The sequence below is a fragment of the Sorangium sp. So ce128 genome (assembly GCF_051525245.1).
Classification (GTDB): Bacteria; Myxococcota_A; Polyangia; order Polyangiales; family Polyangiaceae; genus Sorangium; species Sorangium cellulosum_B.
Genome location: NZ_CP150313.1, coordinates 9263062 through 9278856, shown reverse-complemented (window position 1 = coordinate 9278856; position 15795 = coordinate 9263062). Strand labels below are relative to the sequence as shown.

Annotated in this window: 14 protein-coding genes; 10 read left to right on the top strand and 4 right to left on the bottom strand. The window is 70.0% G+C overall.

The genetic code is table 11. The features are described 5' to 3' along the window. The first annotated feature begins 97 nt into the window (after window positions 1–97). Complete coding sequence (locus tag WME82_RS35280) at window positions 98–1372, top strand: serine hydrolase domain-containing protein (RefSeq protein WP_438038889.1); 1275 nt, start codon at window positions 98–100, stop codon at window positions 1370–1372. A gap of 30 nt (window positions 1373–1402) precedes the next feature. Here WME82_RS35280 and WME82_RS35275 read toward each other — a convergent pair whose 3' ends face one another. The 3 genes from WME82_RS35275 to WME82_RS35265 form a co-directional block, all read right to left on the bottom strand. Next, entirely contained in the window at window positions 1403–2365 is a 963-nt protein-coding gene (locus WME82_RS35275) for an NAD(P)-dependent alcohol dehydrogenase (RefSeq protein ID WP_438038888.1), read from the bottom strand. A gap of 60 nt (window positions 2366–2425) precedes the next feature. Continuing rightward, on the bottom strand, window positions 2426–3412 hold the full coding sequence (locus WME82_RS35270; RefSeq protein ID WP_438038887.1) for a hypothetical protein: 987 nt from the start codon (window positions 3410–3412) through the stop codon (window positions 2426–2428). Window positions 3413–3523: 111 nt separating this feature from the next. After that, window positions 3524–4258, bottom strand: coding sequence for an iron-containing redox enzyme family protein (locus WME82_RS35265; protein ID WP_438038886.1), 735 nt, complete (start codon window positions 4256–4258; stop codon window positions 3524–3526). Between the two features lie 185 nt (window positions 4259–4443). Between WME82_RS35265 and WME82_RS35260 the strand changes: the two genes are divergently transcribed. From WME82_RS35260 to WME82_RS35220, 9 genes are all read left to right on the top strand, one after another. After that, window positions 4444–5202 carry a DUF1287 domain-containing protein gene (locus tag WME82_RS35260; RefSeq protein ID WP_438038885.1) on the top strand — a complete coding sequence of 253 codons (759 nt, stop codon included), beginning with the start codon at window positions 4444–4446 and terminating at the stop codon, window positions 5200–5202. Window positions 5203–5407: 205 nt separating this feature from the next. Then, complete coding sequence (locus WME82_RS35255; RefSeq protein ID WP_438038884.1) at window positions 5408–5995, top strand: dihydrofolate reductase family protein; 588 nt, start codon at window positions 5408–5410, stop codon at window positions 5993–5995. Beyond that, entirely contained in the window at window positions 5992–6999 is a 1008-nt protein-coding gene (locus tag WME82_RS35250; RefSeq protein ID WP_438038883.1) for an RNA polymerase sigma factor, read from the top strand. Before WME82_RS35255 ends, WME82_RS35250 begins: the two co-directional genes overlap by 4 nt. Window positions 7000–7324: 325 nt before the next feature. Then, window positions 7325–7810 (top strand): hypothetical protein, encoded by a 486-nt coding sequence (locus WME82_RS35245; protein ID WP_438038882.1) that lies wholly within the window; start codon window positions 7325–7327, stop codon window positions 7808–7810. 118 nt (window positions 7811–7928) lie between these two features. Continuing rightward, a complete protein-coding gene (locus WME82_RS35240; protein WP_437852169.1) occupies window positions 7929–8735 on the top strand; it encodes an STAS domain-containing protein in 807 nt (268 codons plus the stop codon). A 244-nt stretch (window positions 8736–8979) separates the two neighbouring features. Further along, window positions 8980–10230 carry a hypothetical protein gene (locus WME82_RS35235; RefSeq protein WP_438038881.1) on the top strand — a complete coding sequence of 417 codons (1251 nt, stop codon included), beginning with the start codon at window positions 8980–8982 and terminating at the stop codon, window positions 10228–10230. A 127-nt stretch (window positions 10231–10357) separates the two neighbouring features. Further along, window positions 10358–10885 carry a hypothetical protein gene (locus tag WME82_RS35230; protein ID WP_438038880.1) on the top strand — a complete coding sequence of 176 codons (528 nt, stop codon included), beginning with the start codon at window positions 10358–10360 and terminating at the stop codon, window positions 10883–10885. Between the two features lie 49 nt (window positions 10886–10934). After that, window positions 10935–11945, top strand: coding sequence for a cupin-like domain-containing protein (locus WME82_RS35225; RefSeq protein WP_438038879.1), 1011 nt, complete (start codon window positions 10935–10937; stop codon window positions 11943–11945). Window positions 11946–12201: 256 nt separating this feature from the next. Then, window positions 12202–14301 carry an ATP-binding protein gene (locus tag WME82_RS35220; protein WP_438038878.1) on the top strand — a complete coding sequence of 700 codons (2100 nt, stop codon included), beginning with the start codon at window positions 12202–12204 and terminating at the stop codon, window positions 14299–14301. Window positions 14302–14486: 185 nt separating this feature from the next. On the opposite strand, the gene WME82_RS35215 is transcribed toward WME82_RS35220, so the two are convergent. Beyond that, the gene (locus WME82_RS35215; RefSeq protein WP_438038877.1) at window positions 14487–15707 is read right to left on the bottom strand and encodes a cytochrome P450; all 1221 of its coding nucleotides are present in this window, start codon (window positions 15705–15707) and stop codon (window positions 14487–14489) included. Between the last annotated feature and the right edge of the window lie 88 nt (window positions 15708–15795).

Below are 15795 nucleotides of genomic sequence, written 5' to 3'. Positions count from 1 at the left end.
GCGCGCGAAGGCGCGCCCGAGCGGGCTCTGCAGCGGCACGACCCGCCCCCCTACGGATCACGGATCAGGAGTGAGCATGTGCACCGAGCATGGATTTTTGAATCGCAGACGCCTTCTCCAGGGGCTGGGCCGTACGGCGGCGGTGGCCGCGTTCGCGCCGGCGGTCCTGTCGGCCAAGGTGGCTGAGGCGCATATCCAGACGACGTACGAGCAGCTCGTCCCTGGGCTGCCCGAGCGCGTCGGCCTGTGCTCGGAGCGCATCGAGGACGTCTTTGCGCGCATCCAGCGACGGGTGACCGACGGCCTGTTCCCGGGCGCGGTCGCCCTGGTAGCGCGGCGGGGGAGGATCGTCGGGCACCGGGCTTTCGGCTCCCGGGTCCGCGGCGCGGACGAGCCGATGACGCTCGACACGCTGTTCGACCTGCTCTCCATCACCAAGGTCCTCGCGACGTCGACGTCGGCGGTGATCCTCGTGGAGGACGGCGTGCTTCGGCTGAACGATCGGGTGGCCGATTTCATCCCGGAATTCGCGGCCAACGGCAAGGAGGCCATCACGGTGCGCGACATGCTCCGGTACACGGCCGGCTTGCCGCTGGACAGCCAGTTCCTGGACGACCCGGACGCCGAGCGCGTCTGGCAGCGCATGGCGGAGGCGCCGCTCGAGTACGTCCCTGGCACGCAGGTGCTCTACAGCGATCTCACCTACCGCCTCCTCGGGCGGGTGATCGAGGTCGCCTCGGGCATGGATCTCGACGCCTTCGCGAAGGCGCGCATCTGGGGCCCGCTCGGCATGAGCGACACGACCTTCAACCCGTCGGCGGCGCTCATCTCGCGGACCGCGGCCACGGGCTACTCCGAGCTCCGGGGGAGGGTGCTGCGCGGCGAGGTGCAGGACGAGCAGGATCACGCGCTCGGCGGGATCGCCGGCTGTGACGGCGTCTTCTCGACGGCGCGGGACATCGCGGTGTTCTGCCAGATGATCCTGAACGGCGGCAGGTACGGCGGCGCCCGCGTCCTGAGCCGCCAGGCCGCCGCCGCGATGGTGAGCAACCAGACGCCCCAGGTGAAGGCGTCGGAGACCGACGTATCGCCGATAACGAACCTCCTGATGACGCCCAAGGGCTATGGCTGGGAGCTCGCGACCCACCGCTTCTCCAACGGCGGGTCGCGCCTCTCGAGCGGCTCTTACGGCAAGGCGGGCGGCACCGGGTGCTTCCTGTGGATCGATCGCCGCCGCGAGCTGATCGGGGTCATCTTGACGAACCACGGCTTGCCGACGCCGTTCGATGAGATCGGCTGGAACCGGATGCTCGACGCGGTCGGGAACGGGGAGTTCTTCGACGGGATCGTCAACGCCGTCATTGACGACTGAGCCCGGCGTCGGTCGGTACGGGGGGCGCCGTCACACGGTGATGACGATCTTCCCGCGCGCTCTCCCCTCGCCGAAGTAGCGGAACGCGTCGGGGACCTCGTCGAGCGGAAAACAGCGATCGATGACGGGGCTCAGCTTGCCCGCCTGGAACAGCTCCCCCAGGGCAGCGAGGTCGTGGTTCGCCTTCGCTGCCAGGAGGCGCATCTTCTTTTGCTCGCTCCTCGATATCCACGGCCCGACGAGCAAGAGCTGAAAGATTCGACCGATGGAGCCCCCGAGCATCACGTAGGTCCCCCCTCGGTTCAGCGCGCGCGCGTAGTCGAACATCGAGCGGTGCGCCGCGGCGTCGAGGATCAGATCGTAGGTCTTCCCGCCGGCCGTGAAGTCCTCTTTCGTGTAGTCGATGACCTCGGCTGCGCCGGCCGAGCGCATCGTCTCCAGCTTCTCCGTCCGGTCCACGCCGGTGACCTCGGCTCCGAGCGACGTGGCGATCTGGATGGCGAGGGTGCCGACGCCGCCGCCTGCGCCGTTGATCAAGACCTTCTGCGCGGGCCGGAGCCCTCCCTCGTCGCGGAGCCCCTGAAGGGCCATCGCGCCTGCCTGAGGGAGGGCCGCGGCTTGCTCGAACGTCATCCCGGCCGGCTTGGGCGTCAGCGCGCTCTCGCGGGCGCGCGCGTACTCGGCGAAGCCGCCCCAGCCACCCTGGCAGAGATCCCCGAACACCTCGTCACCGGGCCGGAACCGGGTCACGTTCTTGCCGACCGCCTCCACCCGACCCGCGATGTCCGCGCCCGGGACCTTGTGCTTGGGCCTGAGCAGCCCCCAGAAGCGAAACAGCACAGGCGTCCCTGTCACGAGATCCCAGTCCCACGAGTTCACGGAGGCCGCGTGGACCCTCACCAGGACGTCGTCGTCGCCGATCTCGGGCCTCGGGATCTCCTCGATCCGCAGGACGTCGGGTGAGCCGTATCGGTCGTAGACAATCGCCTTCATCTCGTCTCCGCGGCGTTCCCGCGGCCCCTCGGGCTCACCCGAGCGCCGCGCGGCGCGGCCTCACTTGCCGCAGCCGACGCGCTCGGAGTGGAGCGCGAGGTCGTCGTACCACATGGTCTTGGCCCCGCCGTGATACTTCTCGAACCCGAACTTGAAGAGCTTGTAGTCGTACGGGCCCCAGTCCGTGACGTGCATCGCGTTGACCTCGGTGCCGTCCACGAACACGCTCACCGAGCGGCCCGGCCCGTCGTAGTGGAACTCGAGGCAGTACCAGGTGTTCGCGACGAGCTTCACGCCGCCGCTGCACATGTACATTCCGCCGTTCGAGAGCATCTCTTTGTCGTCGCTCCTGCGGTTCAGCTCGAGCTGACACTGGTGCTCGCCGATGCGGATCTGCTCGCCGTTGTTGGGATCCCCGTTGCCTTCCGCGGCCGCGACATACGTGTTGTGGCCCATCTGGATGTCGGTGGCGCTCTTGAGGTAGACCCTGCCCCAGAAATTGCTCGGCACGGCCACGCCGAGCATCTGGCTGAAGTCCGTGCCAGAGACCTTGACGGAGCGCGTGCCGCTGTGACCGGTGCTGTCCAGCGTCACGAACTCGCTCATCCTCGGCCGCAGGTACTCGGGGAAGAACTGGATCTCGGAAGGCAGCGAGCCGCCCTCGAAGTCGGAGCAGAAGATGCTGCACCCGCCGGGATCCGTGCCGCCGGTCGCCGCCGTGCTGGTCGTCGTGTCGCCGGCTCCGGTGCTCGTGGCGCTCGCGGTGACGTCGCCTGAGCCGCTGCTCGTGGCGCTGCTGCTGGTGGCGCCGCCCGAGCCGCTGCTCGTCGTGGCGCTGCCGCTGCCGCTCGCGGCGCCGCCGCCGCTCGCGGCGCCGCCGCTGGTCGCGCCGGGGCCGGAGGAGGTGCTCCCGGGGCCCGGGCCCGCGGCGTCGTCGCCCGAACCGCCGGCGCCGCCGGCCCCGGAGCTGGATTCGCCGCCGCACGCGGCCACGGACGCGAGCGTGTACATGGCAAAGAAGGCAAAGGAACGAGCCGAGAAGGACATACTGGAAGATCTCCTCAAGAACGGGCGCAGAACGGCCCAAGCGATGCGCGCGATTCTATCAGTGAACCCTGCGCGTGTCAGGCAGAACCGGAGGAGTGCGCCGAGGCCAGCTCAGGCCTGCCGGAGCCCCATGGCGCGCGCGACTCCATCCCGGTACGCCAGCCAGGCCGCGTGCGCTGCGGCCACCGCCGACGTGACCGCGTCCGCCGTCGGGCCCTCGTCCGGCACGTGCCCCAGCACCATCTCCCACGCGTCCCGCCGGTGCCCTCCTTCGACCGCCCGGTGCGCTCTCGCGAGGCGCATGCGCTCGGGCGGACACCCGTAGTGCCGCACCATCGGGTGCGCGCGCAGCGCCTCCTCGATCGGCGGCGCCTCGCGCTGCCCGAGGAGCTCCGCGCGCTCGTGCACGCTGCCCTCCACGAAGATGGTCAGCACCGCCGCGCCCACGACCCACGGCGGCGCCGCGCTCACATGGTCGAGCAGCGCCCGGTAGGCGTGGGCCTCGGGCTCGAGCGGGATCGACTCGTCCTCGATGGCCGCGCGCGGGATGCCCAGGCCGTCGATCATCTCCAGGAAGAGCTCCGGGTGCGACACGCCCAGCGAGAGCTTGCCCGTCTGCTCTTCGAAGAGGTTCTCGGCGAGGGCGCTGCGCACCGCGGCCGGCGGCGACTGGCCGAGCACGCGCGCGAGCAGCACCGGGAAGTCGCGCACGTAGACCCGGTATTCGTGCCTGAAGTGAACCGCGAGCTGGTCTCGCGTGAGGCCGGGGCCGGTGAGGTGCGCCCAGGCCCAGTGGTTCTTGCGGTCCATGATCGCGAGCAGGCGTTCCTGAAGACGACGCGTCATGCGGCAGCTCCTCGGCAAGGGGTGAGCCTTGGTTGTACAGCACCGACGGCGTCTGCCCAGCGCCGTCGTCGCAGGTCGCGCGGAGGGCGGCGCGCCGCCAGGGCAGGGCGGGGAGGAGCTCGAGAGCCTGGGGCGCTCGTGCGCCGTCCTTGTCACAGATCGCCCGCTCCGGCCGATGACGCGCCATGAGCTCACGTTCCTGGGGATTCGTCGCCGCGGTCACCCTCGTGGCCTGTGGCTCGCAAGGGCCTGCTCCGCGCGAGAGCCGCCACGCGTCGGCCGCTGGGCCTGGACGCGCAGAGGCGCCCGCGCCGCTCCCCGCGCCCGCGCCTGCTGCTCCGGCGCCTCCTGCCGAGCCCGCCATCGCGCTCGCGTCCGCCGATCCGATCGTCGCCCGCGCACGCCTCGAGGTCGCCCGCGGCGTCACCTACGATCCTGCGTGGGTCGCGATCGGCTACCCCAACGGCGATCCGGCCCCCGATCGTGGGGTTTGCACCGATGTCGTCGTCCGCGCCGTCCGCGCCGCGGGCGTCGATCTCCAGGAGAAGATCCACGAAGACATCCTCGCGCGCCGGGCGGTCTACACGACGGTCGAGCGTCCCGATCGCAACATCGATCATCGCCGTGTCGGGCCGATGCTTACCTACCTGCGCGCTCACGCCACGTCGCTCCCCAGGACGTTCGACAAGGCCGCAGTGAGCACCTGGGAGCCTGGCGATATCGTGGTCTGGGCGCTCAGGCCGTGCCCCTCCTGCACGCCGGACCACGTGGGCATCGTCAGCGATCGCAAGGGGCCGCGCGGCATCCCGCTCGTCCTCCACAACATCGGGCCGACGCCGAGCGAGGAGGATGTACTCGACGCCTGGACCGTGCTGGGCCACTTCAGGCTCCGCGGGGCGACGGGGGAGGGGGTCGAGGAAGCGCGTGGCGGCTCCGGCCCGTGAGCGGTGCGGGGCGACCGAACCTGGGCCGGGTAGCTATATTCTGGAGCTCCTTGAGTCGGCATCGCTACGTACGGAGCTGGTGGCGCTATGTACGGAGCTTGCGTCGCTATCTACGGAGCTGACTCCGGTCCAACCTGAGTCGGGTCGCCGCAAATAATTCCCTCGCCCCCCGTATCCTTCCGGCCGCGCCGTTCGTCGGTGGGCCATGACGACGACGACCCCGACCGAACGACGCCTCTACGTCTCCATGATCACGTCCCTCGACGGCTACATCGAGGGCCCGGGCCGCGAGCTCGACTGGTTCCAGGACGGCAACCCGCAGTTCGAGCGGTACTGCGACGAGATGGTCGACTCCGTCGGCCTCGCGGTCTACGGGCGCACCTCCTACGAGCTCATGCTCCAGTACTGGCCCGACGCCGAGGCGCGCCCGCGCTCGCCCCAGGACCTCGCGTTCGCGCGCAAGATGAACGCCCTGCCCAAGGTCGTGCTGTCCCGGACCCTGACGGACGCCGCGTGGGCCAACACCCGCGTGGCCCGTGACCCCGAGGAGATCGCCGCGCTCAAGCGGCAGCCCGGCAAGCCGATCGTCGCCTGGGCCGGCGCCGCCCTGGTCTCGACGCTGATCGAGCACCGCCTTATCGACGAATTCCGCCTGATCGTGCACCCGGTGGTGCTCGGCGGCGGCACGCCGCTGTTCGCGCGCCGCGACCATCGCCTCTCGCTGCGGCAGATCCGGACGCAGAACCTGGGCGGCGGGCTGTCGGTCCTGTGCTACGAGCCGGTCTGGTCATGAGCGACGAGCCGCGCGACCTCGGCGAGCTGAGCAATGACGTGAAGGCGTCATGGCAGCGGTTCCTCGACGTGTTCGAGCCGCTCCGGCCCGAGCTGTACCGTTACTGCCGCTACCTGACCCGGAGCCCGTGGGACGCCGAGGACCTGGTGCAGGACACGATGGCCCGCGGCTTCGTCACGCTCGGCACCCTGTTCCACGAGCTGCCCAACCCGCGCGCCTGGCTGTTCCGGGTGGCGTCGAACCTCTGGATCGACCGCGCCCGGCGGCAGCGGCTCGAGCGCGACGCGGTCGGCGAGCCCTCGGCAGCACACCCGGCGCCAGGGCACGCGCCCGACGAGCGGGCGTCGCGCGAGGCCGCCGGCACCCTGGTCGCGCACCTGTCGCCCCAGGAGCGCGCGGCGGTCGTGCTCAAGGACGTGTTCGATTTCTCGCTCGAAGAGGTCGCCGCGTCGCTCTCGACCTCGGTCGGCGCGGTCAAGGCGGCGCTGCACCGCGGCCGCGGCAAGCTCGTCGCGCCCGAGGCCGACGAGCCCCGGGCGCCCGCGCCGGGCGTGCTCGACGCCTTCTGCGCCGCCTTCAACGCCCGCGACCTGCCAGCCCTGACCTCGCTGCTCCTCGACAGCTCGATCACCGAGATCGTCGGTGTGGTGACCGAGTACGGGCGCGAGCCCCCGGCCGATCCGCGCACCGGGTCGTTCGTCGGCAGCCTCTCGCCGATCACGACCACCGAGGCCGGCGGGGTCGACGCCCATCACCTGGTCGGCTACCTCGGCGGCCCGCCGCGCTGCGAGGTGCGCGAGCACCGCGGCGAGCTCTTGCTGCTCTTCTGGTTCGATCACGACACAGGACCCGCGGTGCGCACCGTCTGGACCGTCGAGACCGACGGCGGGCACATCGCCCGCATCCGCAACTACTTCTTCACCCCCGATGTGATCGCCGAGATCTGCCGCGAGCTCGACGTGCCCTTCCGCACCAACGGCTACCGGTACTGGATCCACCGGTAGCGCCCGGTCGCTCAAGGACGAAGGACCACGGCGGGGTGAGCGGCTGTCCACCGAGAGCACGTGGGGATACCCGGGAACGGCGATTTCGCCGCGGCGGCGTCCTCCCATAGGCGGGTGAAGGTCGGGTCGCCGGTGCCGCCGGGCGTCGCCCTAGGAGCCGAGTCACGACATGTCGCCTGGAGGGGCTCACCTGTGACGTGGTTCACGTCCGCCGAGATGTCAGTCCGGGCTGATCTTGACAGGTCAGGTGGAATGAGGTGTCCTGTCCCAGGGGCAGGCGTCGTCGAGGGCCGCCGGTCTGACCGGGCGGTATCAGGGGGGATCCATGAGGGTCGTTATCAAGCAATCGACCGAGACACGAACCGGCATCTCCGTCGTGAAGACCGCGGGGGCCATCGATACGTTCAACATCCTCGGCCGCCGCATCCATACGATCGAGAGCGCCTATCGCGATCAGCGCATCCTCATCCACCGGTGGTTCGGTGAGGTCTTCGATGAGGAGATCAAGGAGATCCTCGGAGGGCACTTCGTGGAGGCCTTCGTCGAGAGCAAGTGCACAAAGCTCCTCGCTGACCTGAGCCAGTGGGCCGCGAGCTGGGACGGCGTCAACGATTACCTGCGCGACGACGTGATGCCGCGGCTCTTCGCAGCCGGCCTGCGGCACCTGGCCGTGTTCGTCAAGCGAGACGAGAGCGTGGAGGACGACGCCAATCGATTCGCGCTGGAGCGATTCGCGAACGAGATCGACAACGTGAACGCCTCGTTCTCCTCCGAGCAGGACGCCATGGAATGGCTGAGGACGCGCGGTTGAGCAGCGCGATGAACGCTGAGCGAGGGGCGCCGGGATGCAGGAGAACAACGATATAGCTCGCAGCGAGGCCGCTCCTGGGCACAGGCAGCCGGACCGCTCACCGGCGAGGCTGGGCGAGATGTTCGATCAGCTTCGCGACGCCGTCATTGTCTATCGACTCGACGGCTCCGTCGCTGATTACAACGCCCGCCTGCTGGAGATGTTCGAGGTCGGGCACGAGGGCGTGCGCCTCTTCGAGGTCGTCGAGGGCAGCGCCGGCGTCGCTCATCCGCTCGATCCGCTGCGCAAGCTCTGGCCCGAGCTGCTGAGCGACGTCCACAAGAGCTTCGAGTGCCGTCCCCGTACGCTCCAGGATGGCAGCCTGCTCCACGTGGAGTGCTACGCTCGCAAGGTGGATCTCGCGTCGGACCAGGCGATCCTCGTCGATATCCACGACGCGGCGCGGAGGCGGCGAGCCGAGGAGGCTTTGCGGGAGAGCAAGCGACAGCTCGAGCAGCTGGTCCTGAGCCGCACGGCGGCGCTGCAGGAGAAGATCCGGCTGATCGAGGAGCAGCAGGAGGCGCTGTTCGCGCTGTCTACCCCGGTGATCCAGGTCTGGCGGGGCATCCTCGTCCTGCCGCTCGTCGGCACGGTCGACTGCAGGCGCTCGCAGCAGATCATGGAGAGCGTGCTGTCGAGCATCGTCAGGACCGCGGCGCGGGAGTTGATCATCGATATCACCGGCGTGCCCTCGGTGAGCGACGAGGTCTCCCGTTACCTGCTCCAGACCATCGGGGCAGCGAGGCTCCTCGGCGCGACCTGCTCGCTCACCGGGATATCGGCGGAGGTCGCGCGATCGCTTGTCGCTCTCGACGTCGACTGGTCGTCCCTGCGGATCAGCGGGACCCTCCAATCGGGTTTGCAGGCCGCGATCGCGCGGGTCTGAGCGGGGTGCTGTGAGGCCCCCTCGCCCGCGTCGGATCGGGCTGCCCCGCCCTCATGCCTGAGAGCGCCGGCGCTGGGGATCCGCCTCTACCGAGCGGCCAGTTCGCGTCGCTCATGAACAGCGGAATCTCGGTGCTGGGAGCGGGCCCCGGACGCAAGGGGAGCACGGCCCATGAGGCCAACGGACGAGCCGAGAAGTACGCGCTGGAGATCTCCCCGACAAAGAGCGCAGAATGGCCCGGGCGATGAGGGCGACCTCCCGATCTGGCTTCAGGCTCACCAGCCGCCGCGTCGCGAGGCGCCACGAGGCCCTCGGCCGCATCTTCGGAGGCCTCGCGCTGCTCGCGATCGCGGGGCCCTTCCTCGTCAGCGTGATCGCCTCGGTCCTCGCAGGCGTGCTCCACGATCCGAGCCTCGGCAGGTTCGCGGTCAGCGCTCTCTTCCTGACCCTGCCCGGCGTGCTCGTCGCCTTGGGCCTCTCCTTCTTGAGCGCCCTGTTCGCCACCACCGCCGTCGGCTGGAAGGGGCCGGCGCATGTGTCCGCCGACGCGGCCGGGCTGCGCTTCACCTACGGCGCCGTGAAGCGATCGATCCCGCGCACCGAGATCCGCTCTGGCCTGGTCCTGTCGGATCCGCACGTCCGCGTGGAGCTACGCCTGCGCCGCGGGCAGGTGCTCGAGGTGCACGTCGCGCGCGAGGAGGAGGGCGCGCGCCTGCTCGCCGCCCTCGGGATCGGCCCCACGGAGCGGCGCGTCGCTGTCTCGCTCGGCGGCGTCCACCGGGAGCTCGCGGCCGGCTGCGTCGGTGTGCCGGTCTTCACGATCCTCTGGCTCATCGTGATCTCGGCGCTCACCAGGCCGCTGTCGAACCCCGGCAGCTTCTGGCCGGTCGTCGCGTGGGCCGCCCTCGCCCTGCTGTCGACGTGGCTCCTTCGCCGCGCTGCGCGCAGCACCCAGGTCGTGGTGGGCACCGACGGCGTGCGCGTCGAGCGGCCTTTCTCGACCGTCTGGATGCCCTACGCCGAGCTCGCCGCGGTCCGGACGCTCGGTGATCGGCTCCTCCTCCTCTCCCGCCGTGGCACCTCGGTCGTGCTCAGGACAAGGGACACCCTGACCGAAGCGCTCGCGCAGCGCATCCGCGATGCGCACGAGGGCGCCGTCGGCGGCGCTGCGCCGCGCGGCGCCGAGGCGCTGGAGCGGCGCGGCCGCGAGCCCGCGGTCTGGCGCGAGGACCTCCGCAAGCTGCTCGCCGGCGGCGACTACCGCGCCGCCGGCCTGACCCCCGAGGACGCGCTCCACGCCCTCGACGACGCCAGCGCGCCGCGGGATCGCCGGGTGGGCGCCGCCCTGCTTCTGCGCGTCGCCGGCTACCCCGACGCGCAGGAGCACATCCGCGTCGCCGCCGAGGGCACGGCCGACGATGCGTTGCGCGCTGCGCTCGAGCACGCCGCCGAGGAGGAGGTCGACGACGCGGCGCTCGCGCGGGCCCTGCGGTGAGCGGCGCTGCGGTGAGCCACTCTGGGCCATGCGCGGCGGGCGGCGCTGTAGAAGGCGAGATTTCCAGGGATATCCGGCGGTAGCGAGATGGCACATGTCCTGCACGCTGCCGTCAGCGGAGGTGTTCATGTCACGTAACTTTCTTTCGGACGATGCAGCCTTGTTATCGCCGCTGCCCACGCCGCCGCCTCGGACGGCGGCCCTTGTGCAGCGGGTGTCTCGAGCGGCTGTAGCGGCGGCTGCCGTCTTCGTGGTCGCCTGTGGTCCTCCGGGCGTGGACGAGGGAGAGGATCCGGTCGATCAAGGCGAGATCATCCCGCCGATGCCGCCGCCTCCTCCGGACGAGGAGATCATCCCGCCGATGCCGCCGCCGCCTCCGGACGAGGAGGTCATCCCGCCGATGCCGCCTCCTCCGGACTGCGAGGGCGGCGAGATCGTCCCGCCGATGCCGCCGCCGGACGGGGAAGAGGGGGAGATCATCCCGCCGATGCCGCCGCCGGACGGGGAAGAGGGGGAGATCATCCCGCCGATGCCGCCGCCGCCGCCGGACGGGGAAGAGGGGGAGATCATCCCGCCGATGCCGCCGCCGCCGCCGGACGGGGAAGAGGGGGAGATCATCCCGCCGATGCCGCCGCCTCCTCCCCCGTGCAAGTGAGGCGTTCGATCGTCGCACCGTTGCGCTCCCCAACATCGTGAGGTCGAAGATGGGCGAACAGGAACGCGAGCTGGAAGTTGCGCCCGAGTGGTGGCGCTGGGCCACGGAGAACCTGCTGCGCGGCGTGCCCGAGGGCGTGATCTCGGAGCAACTCCAGGCGGCCGGCGTCAGCAGCGCGCAGGCTGGAGAGCTGCTCTCGGCCATCGTCCGTTCGCCCATCTTCGTCGCCGCTCGGCCCTTCGCCAGGTCGGCGCGGCGGCACGAGATGCTGGCGCGGCTCCAGCAGCGAATGGCGTCGACCGCCTGCGACCCGACGGGGATCCCGCGGCGCTCCGGCGTGTCTGGCGAGGAGCTCCGCGACGTCTATGTCGCCGGCAACATCCCGGTCGTCCTGACCGACGTCGTGACCCGCTGGCCCGCCTTCGGCCGGTGGACCCCGGCGTACCTCTCCGAGCGCTTCGGCGATGTCGTGGTCGACGTCACGACAGGACGCCAGAGCGATCCCGACTACGACATGCACGCGGCGCGGCACACGGAGAGCACCCCGCTGCGCGACTTCGTCGCGCGCATCGCCGGCGCCGCGAGCGAGGAGACGAACGACTTTTACATGGTCGCCAACAACCGCGTCCTCGAGCGGACGAGGCTCGGCGCGCTGCTGGACGACGTGGTGCTCCCGGACGGGTACTGCGCCGCGCAGCGGCTGCTGGGCGCCTCGGCGCTCTGGCTCGGCCCTGCGGGGACCGTCACGCCGCTGCACTACGACACGTCCAACATCCTGTTCGGGCAGGTGTACGGCAGGAAGCGTTACCGCATGATCGCGCCGTTCGAGACGTCGCTGTTCGACGGCGCACGCGCGATGTACGCCGATCGGGACCCGGAGAAGGACCCGATGGCCCCGGTGCTCGTGAAGGACGTCGTGCTCGAGCCGGGCGAGGCGCTCTTCATCCCGGTGGGCTGGTGGCACCACGTCCGCGCGCTCGACGCCAGCATCAGCCTGGGGATCAACAGCTTTCCGTTCCACAACAACTTCGACTGGTACCGGCCGAGCAACATCGGTTAGCGAGACGCTCGACCATCGCCGAGGCCACCCGGCCCTGGTTCGAGGCGCACCCGCTGGCCAGCTGGGCGGCGGCCAGCCGCTGAGACCCCGCGCGCGGGACGCGGTGCGGCGCCCCGGCGCTGGAAATTCTGCGAAATGCGGACGCTCGGACTCGGCGAGCGTTGCCGTGGCGCCGTGCCTGCCGCGCAGTAGACTGCACGGTGAAGGCAAAGGGGGTTGGCTCGAGGAAGCCCTCGGCGCCGCCCGATGGGTACACGTGCCGCCCAACGCGAAATGTGCTCTTGCGGCCGAGACACCCGGGCAAGCGCGAGCCGGACACGCGCACCTGCGGATCCTGGCAAAAGCCGCGAGTCGGCTCGTCCTCTGCGACGAGCCTTCGGCTCTCCTCGGATCCCTCTTCGAGGAGCTGGCAAACGACCTCGGCGTCGAGCTCTACTTCAATTACATGATCGGCGAAGAGCCGAATACCCTCGTCCTCGAGTCGGCCGCGGGCATCTCGCCCGAGGACGAGCGGCGATATCGGACGATCAAGTTCGGCCAGTTCATGTGCGGGACCGTCGCGGCGACCCGGATGCCCCTCATCGCCTTCGATCTCCAGCGCTCGACCCTGGAATGCGGGTCGGAGCTGAAAAAGGCGGGCGTGCAGGCCTATGCGGGATATCCGCTCATCTCGCACGACCGACTGCTCGGGACCCTGGCCTTCGCCACCAGCAAACGCTCGCACATGAACGCCGACGAGCTCTCGCTCATGCAGACGCTGAGCGTGCAGGTGGCGGCCGTCCTCGAACGCAATCGCCTCTGCCGGAGCTTGCGCGCGAGCGAGCAGGCCGCGCAGCGCCACCTCGCGCTCCTGCAGAACGTGTATTCGACGGCCCCCGTCGGCCTCTGCTTCCTCGACCGGGATCTCCGGTACGTGAGCGTCAACGAGACGCTCGCGCGCATCACCGGTCGGCCCATCTCCGAGCACCTCGGCCGCACGCTCGGCGAGTTCATCCCCGAGGCCACGCCTTTCAAGGACCTCTGCAAGCGTGTCCTCGAGACGGAGCAGGAGGTGACGAATTGCGAGCTCCGGGTTGCGCGGCCCGAGGGGGACCACCATTGGCTGGTCAGCGTCCACCCCGTGCGCGACGAGGCGGGCACGATGCTCGGCATCAACGTCGTGGTGCAGGAGGTGACCGAACGAAAGCGGGCCGAGCAGGCGCTGCTCGCGAGCGAGCAGGCGCTCCGGGAGGCCGATCGCCGCAAGGACGAGTTCCTGGTGATGCTCGCCCACGAATTGCGCAATCCGCTCGCGCCCATCCGGACGGCCATCCAGGTCCTCGACATCACCGGCGGCGACGCGCCCGAGGCCGTCCGGACGCGCGACATGATCGCGCGCCAGGTGGCGCACATGGCCCGGATGATCGACGACCTGCTCGACGTGTCGCGTGTCGCCCGGGGCAAGATCGAGCTGCGAAAAGAGCCCTGTGATCTCGCGCGGATCGTCCGTCAGGTCACGGACGATTATGCGCCGAGCTTCCAGGACAATGGGATCGAGCTTCTGGTCACCCTCCCGGACGAGCCGGTCTGGGCCGCCGGGGATCACACGCGCCTCGCGCAGGTCATCGGCAACCTCCTGCACAACGCGCTCAAGTTCACGGACGCGGGGGGCCGGGTGGTCGCCTGCCTGGAGGCGGATCCGGCGACGAACACCGCGGTGATCGTGGTGGAGGATTCGGGGATCGGCATGGATCCATCGATGATCCCGCGCGTCTTCGAGACCTTCAGCCAGGCCGACAGCAGCCTCGATCGACGGCGCGGCGGCCTCGGCCTCGGGCTCTCGCTCGTGCACAGCCTGATCGCGATGCACGGCGGATCCGTCGAGGCCCACAGCGAGGGCCCCGGGCTCGGATCGACCTTCCGCGTCCGATTGCCGCTCTCCTCCACGCCAGTTCCTTCCATCCGACGGCCGGAGCCCGTCCGGCCTGCGACAGCGTCGCGGGAGGAGTCGCTCCGGGTGCTCGTGGTCGAGGACAACCTCGACACGGCGGACATCCTCAAGCAATTCCTCGCCCTCCTCGGGTATCAGGCCGAGGTCGCGTACACGGGCCCCGCGGGGCTCGCCATGGGGCGCACGCTCGCGCCCGACGTGGTGCTCTGCGACCTCGGATTGCCGGGGATGGACGGGTATGCCCTCGCGCGGGCGCTGCGCGCCGATCCCGCCACGGCGGGGGCCTACCTCATCGCTCAGACCGGGTACGGCCACGCGGAAGATCGCCGCCGCGCCCAGGAGGCGGGGTTCGATCTGCACATGACGAAGCCGATCGATCCCACGGAGCTCGAGCGGGTCCTGTCCTCCGTCGGCACCCGCGCCTAGCACCACTGCGGGAAGTTGCCCCGGATCGGCAGAAAAACCGCCATGGCGCCAGGGTCGCCAAGGGGAGAGAGAGGACGCGCCGTCTCGGCATTATTTCTACCATTCCCCTGGTTTCTCGGCGCCCTTGGCGACATGGCGGTTCGCTTCGCCGTCCGACTTCCCGCGGTAGTGCTAGCCCGCCCGCTTCAGGCTGCGGGGAAGCGAACGCGCAGCGAGCTCGGCCCGCGGTCCTGCAGGTTCGAGCCGGCGTAGCTCAACGTCGGTTCGGCGAGCTCCCAGCGCGGCAGCGAGAGCAGGGCGCGCACCGACTCCTCCACCTCCATCCGGATGAGCGGGGCCCCGGGGCAGTAATGAGCGCCGCTCCCGAAGGTCAGGTGCCGGCTCTGCTGCCGGGTGATATCGAAGCGGTCCGGCTCGGAGAACAGCCCGGGATCGCGGTTCGCCGCGGCGATCATCGCGAAGACGAACTGCCCCTCGGAGACCCTGGTGCCCCGGATCTCCGTGTCCCTCGCGCACATGCGGCTGAGGGAGAGCACGGACGGCTCGAAGCGCAGGCTCTCCTCGACCGCGCCGCGGACGAGGCCCGGCGCCTCCCGGAGCTTCGCGAGCTCGGCGGGGTGGTTGAGGAGCGCGAGCACGGTGTTCGCGATCTGGTTCACGGAGGTGACGAATCCCGCGGCGACCATCTGGAAGCATTGCATGGCCGCCTCGCCCGCAAGCTCGGTGTCTCCGCCTTCTGCCTCGATGAACCTGCTCGCGACGTCTTCGCCCGGCGCCTTCCGGCGCTCCTCGACGAGCCGCATCATGTAGTCGACCATGTCGCAGCAGCTCTGCTTCACCGCCCGCTTCTGCTCCTCCGAGGTGACCCCGCCGCCGGCGAGCTTCAGGAGGTCCGTCGACCATCTCATGAACTGCGGCCGATCGGCCTCAGGTATCACGAACATCTCGGCGAGCGTGTTGAGCGCGACCGCCTCGGAGAACGCCGAGACGACATCCATCTCGCCGTCGCGCCGCGCCTTCTCGGCGGCGCGCTGCACGAGCCCCACGACCCGCGGGCGCATCCACTCGACGGCCGACGGAGAGAACCCTTTCATGATGAGCTGTCGAAGCTTCGTGTGGCGCGGCGGGTCCTGGAAGAAGGCGAGCCGCGACAAGGAGTCGAACGTTTTTCTCGAGAGCTCGTCCTCGCCGAGCATGCCGAGGCTGCCGAGGATCGCCGTCGCCCGCCGCGCGGTGAAGCTCGGGTCCTTCACGAGCCCCTCGATATCGGCAGGAGCGGTGATGAAGAAGCACTGCAGCGGCTCGAAGAAGTAGACCGGCGCCTCGGTGCGGAGCCGATCGAGCGTCGGGAATGGATCGGCGAAGAAGCGTTCGCTCGTGAGGTCGAAGCCAGAGGTGACGGCCATGGTCCTTCTTTCCTTGTGGCGCTCGCGGCGCGGCGGAGATCCACGGCCAGGCTAGGGTATCGCCACGCCGCCGTGAAGCGCCCCGCCC

What these genes read in the sequence shown, in the direction of transcription:
- WME82_RS35275 (WP_438038888.1), bottom strand. Translation starts at nt 2,365, where the DNA reads ATGAAGGCGATTGTCTACGACCGATACGGCTCACCCGACGTCCTGCGG.
- WME82_RS35270 (WP_438038887.1), bottom strand. Translation starts at nt 3,412, where the DNA reads ATGTCCTTCTCGGCTCGTTCCTTTGCCTTCTTTGCCATGTACACGCTC.
- WME82_RS35265 (WP_438038886.1), bottom strand. Translation starts at nt 4,258, where the DNA reads ATGACGCGTCGTCTTCAGGAACGCCTGCTCGCGATCATGGACCGCAAG.
- WME82_RS35260 (WP_438038885.1), top strand. Translation starts at nt 4,444, where the DNA reads ATGAGCTCACGTTCCTGGGGATTCGTCGCCGCGGTCACCCTCGTGGCC.
- WME82_RS35255 (WP_438038884.1), top strand. Translation starts at nt 5,408, where the DNA reads ATGACGACGACGACCCCGACCGAACGACGCCTCTACGTCTCCATGATC.
- WME82_RS35250 (WP_438038883.1), top strand. Translation starts at nt 5,992, where the DNA reads ATGAGCGACGAGCCGCGCGACCTCGGCGAGCTGAGCAATGACGTGAAG.
- WME82_RS35245 (WP_438038882.1), top strand. Translation starts at nt 7,325, where the DNA reads ATGAGGGTCGTTATCAAGCAATCGACCGAGACACGAACCGGCATCTCC.
- WME82_RS35240 (WP_437852169.1), top strand. Translation starts at nt 7,929, where the DNA reads ATGTTCGATCAGCTTCGCGACGCCGTCATTGTCTATCGACTCGACGGC.
- WME82_RS35235 (WP_438038881.1), top strand. Translation starts at nt 8,980, where the DNA reads ATGAGGGCGACCTCCCGATCTGGCTTCAGGCTCACCAGCCGCCGCGTC.
- WME82_RS35230 (WP_438038880.1), top strand. Translation starts at nt 10,358, where the DNA reads ATGTCACGTAACTTTCTTTCGGACGATGCAGCCTTGTTATCGCCGCTG.
- WME82_RS35225 (WP_438038879.1), top strand. Translation starts at nt 10,935, where the DNA reads ATGGGCGAACAGGAACGCGAGCTGGAAGTTGCGCCCGAGTGGTGGCGC.
- WME82_RS35215 (WP_438038877.1), bottom strand. Translation starts at nt 15,707, where the DNA reads ATGGCCGTCACCTCTGGCTTCGACCTCACGAGCGAACGCTTCTTCGCC.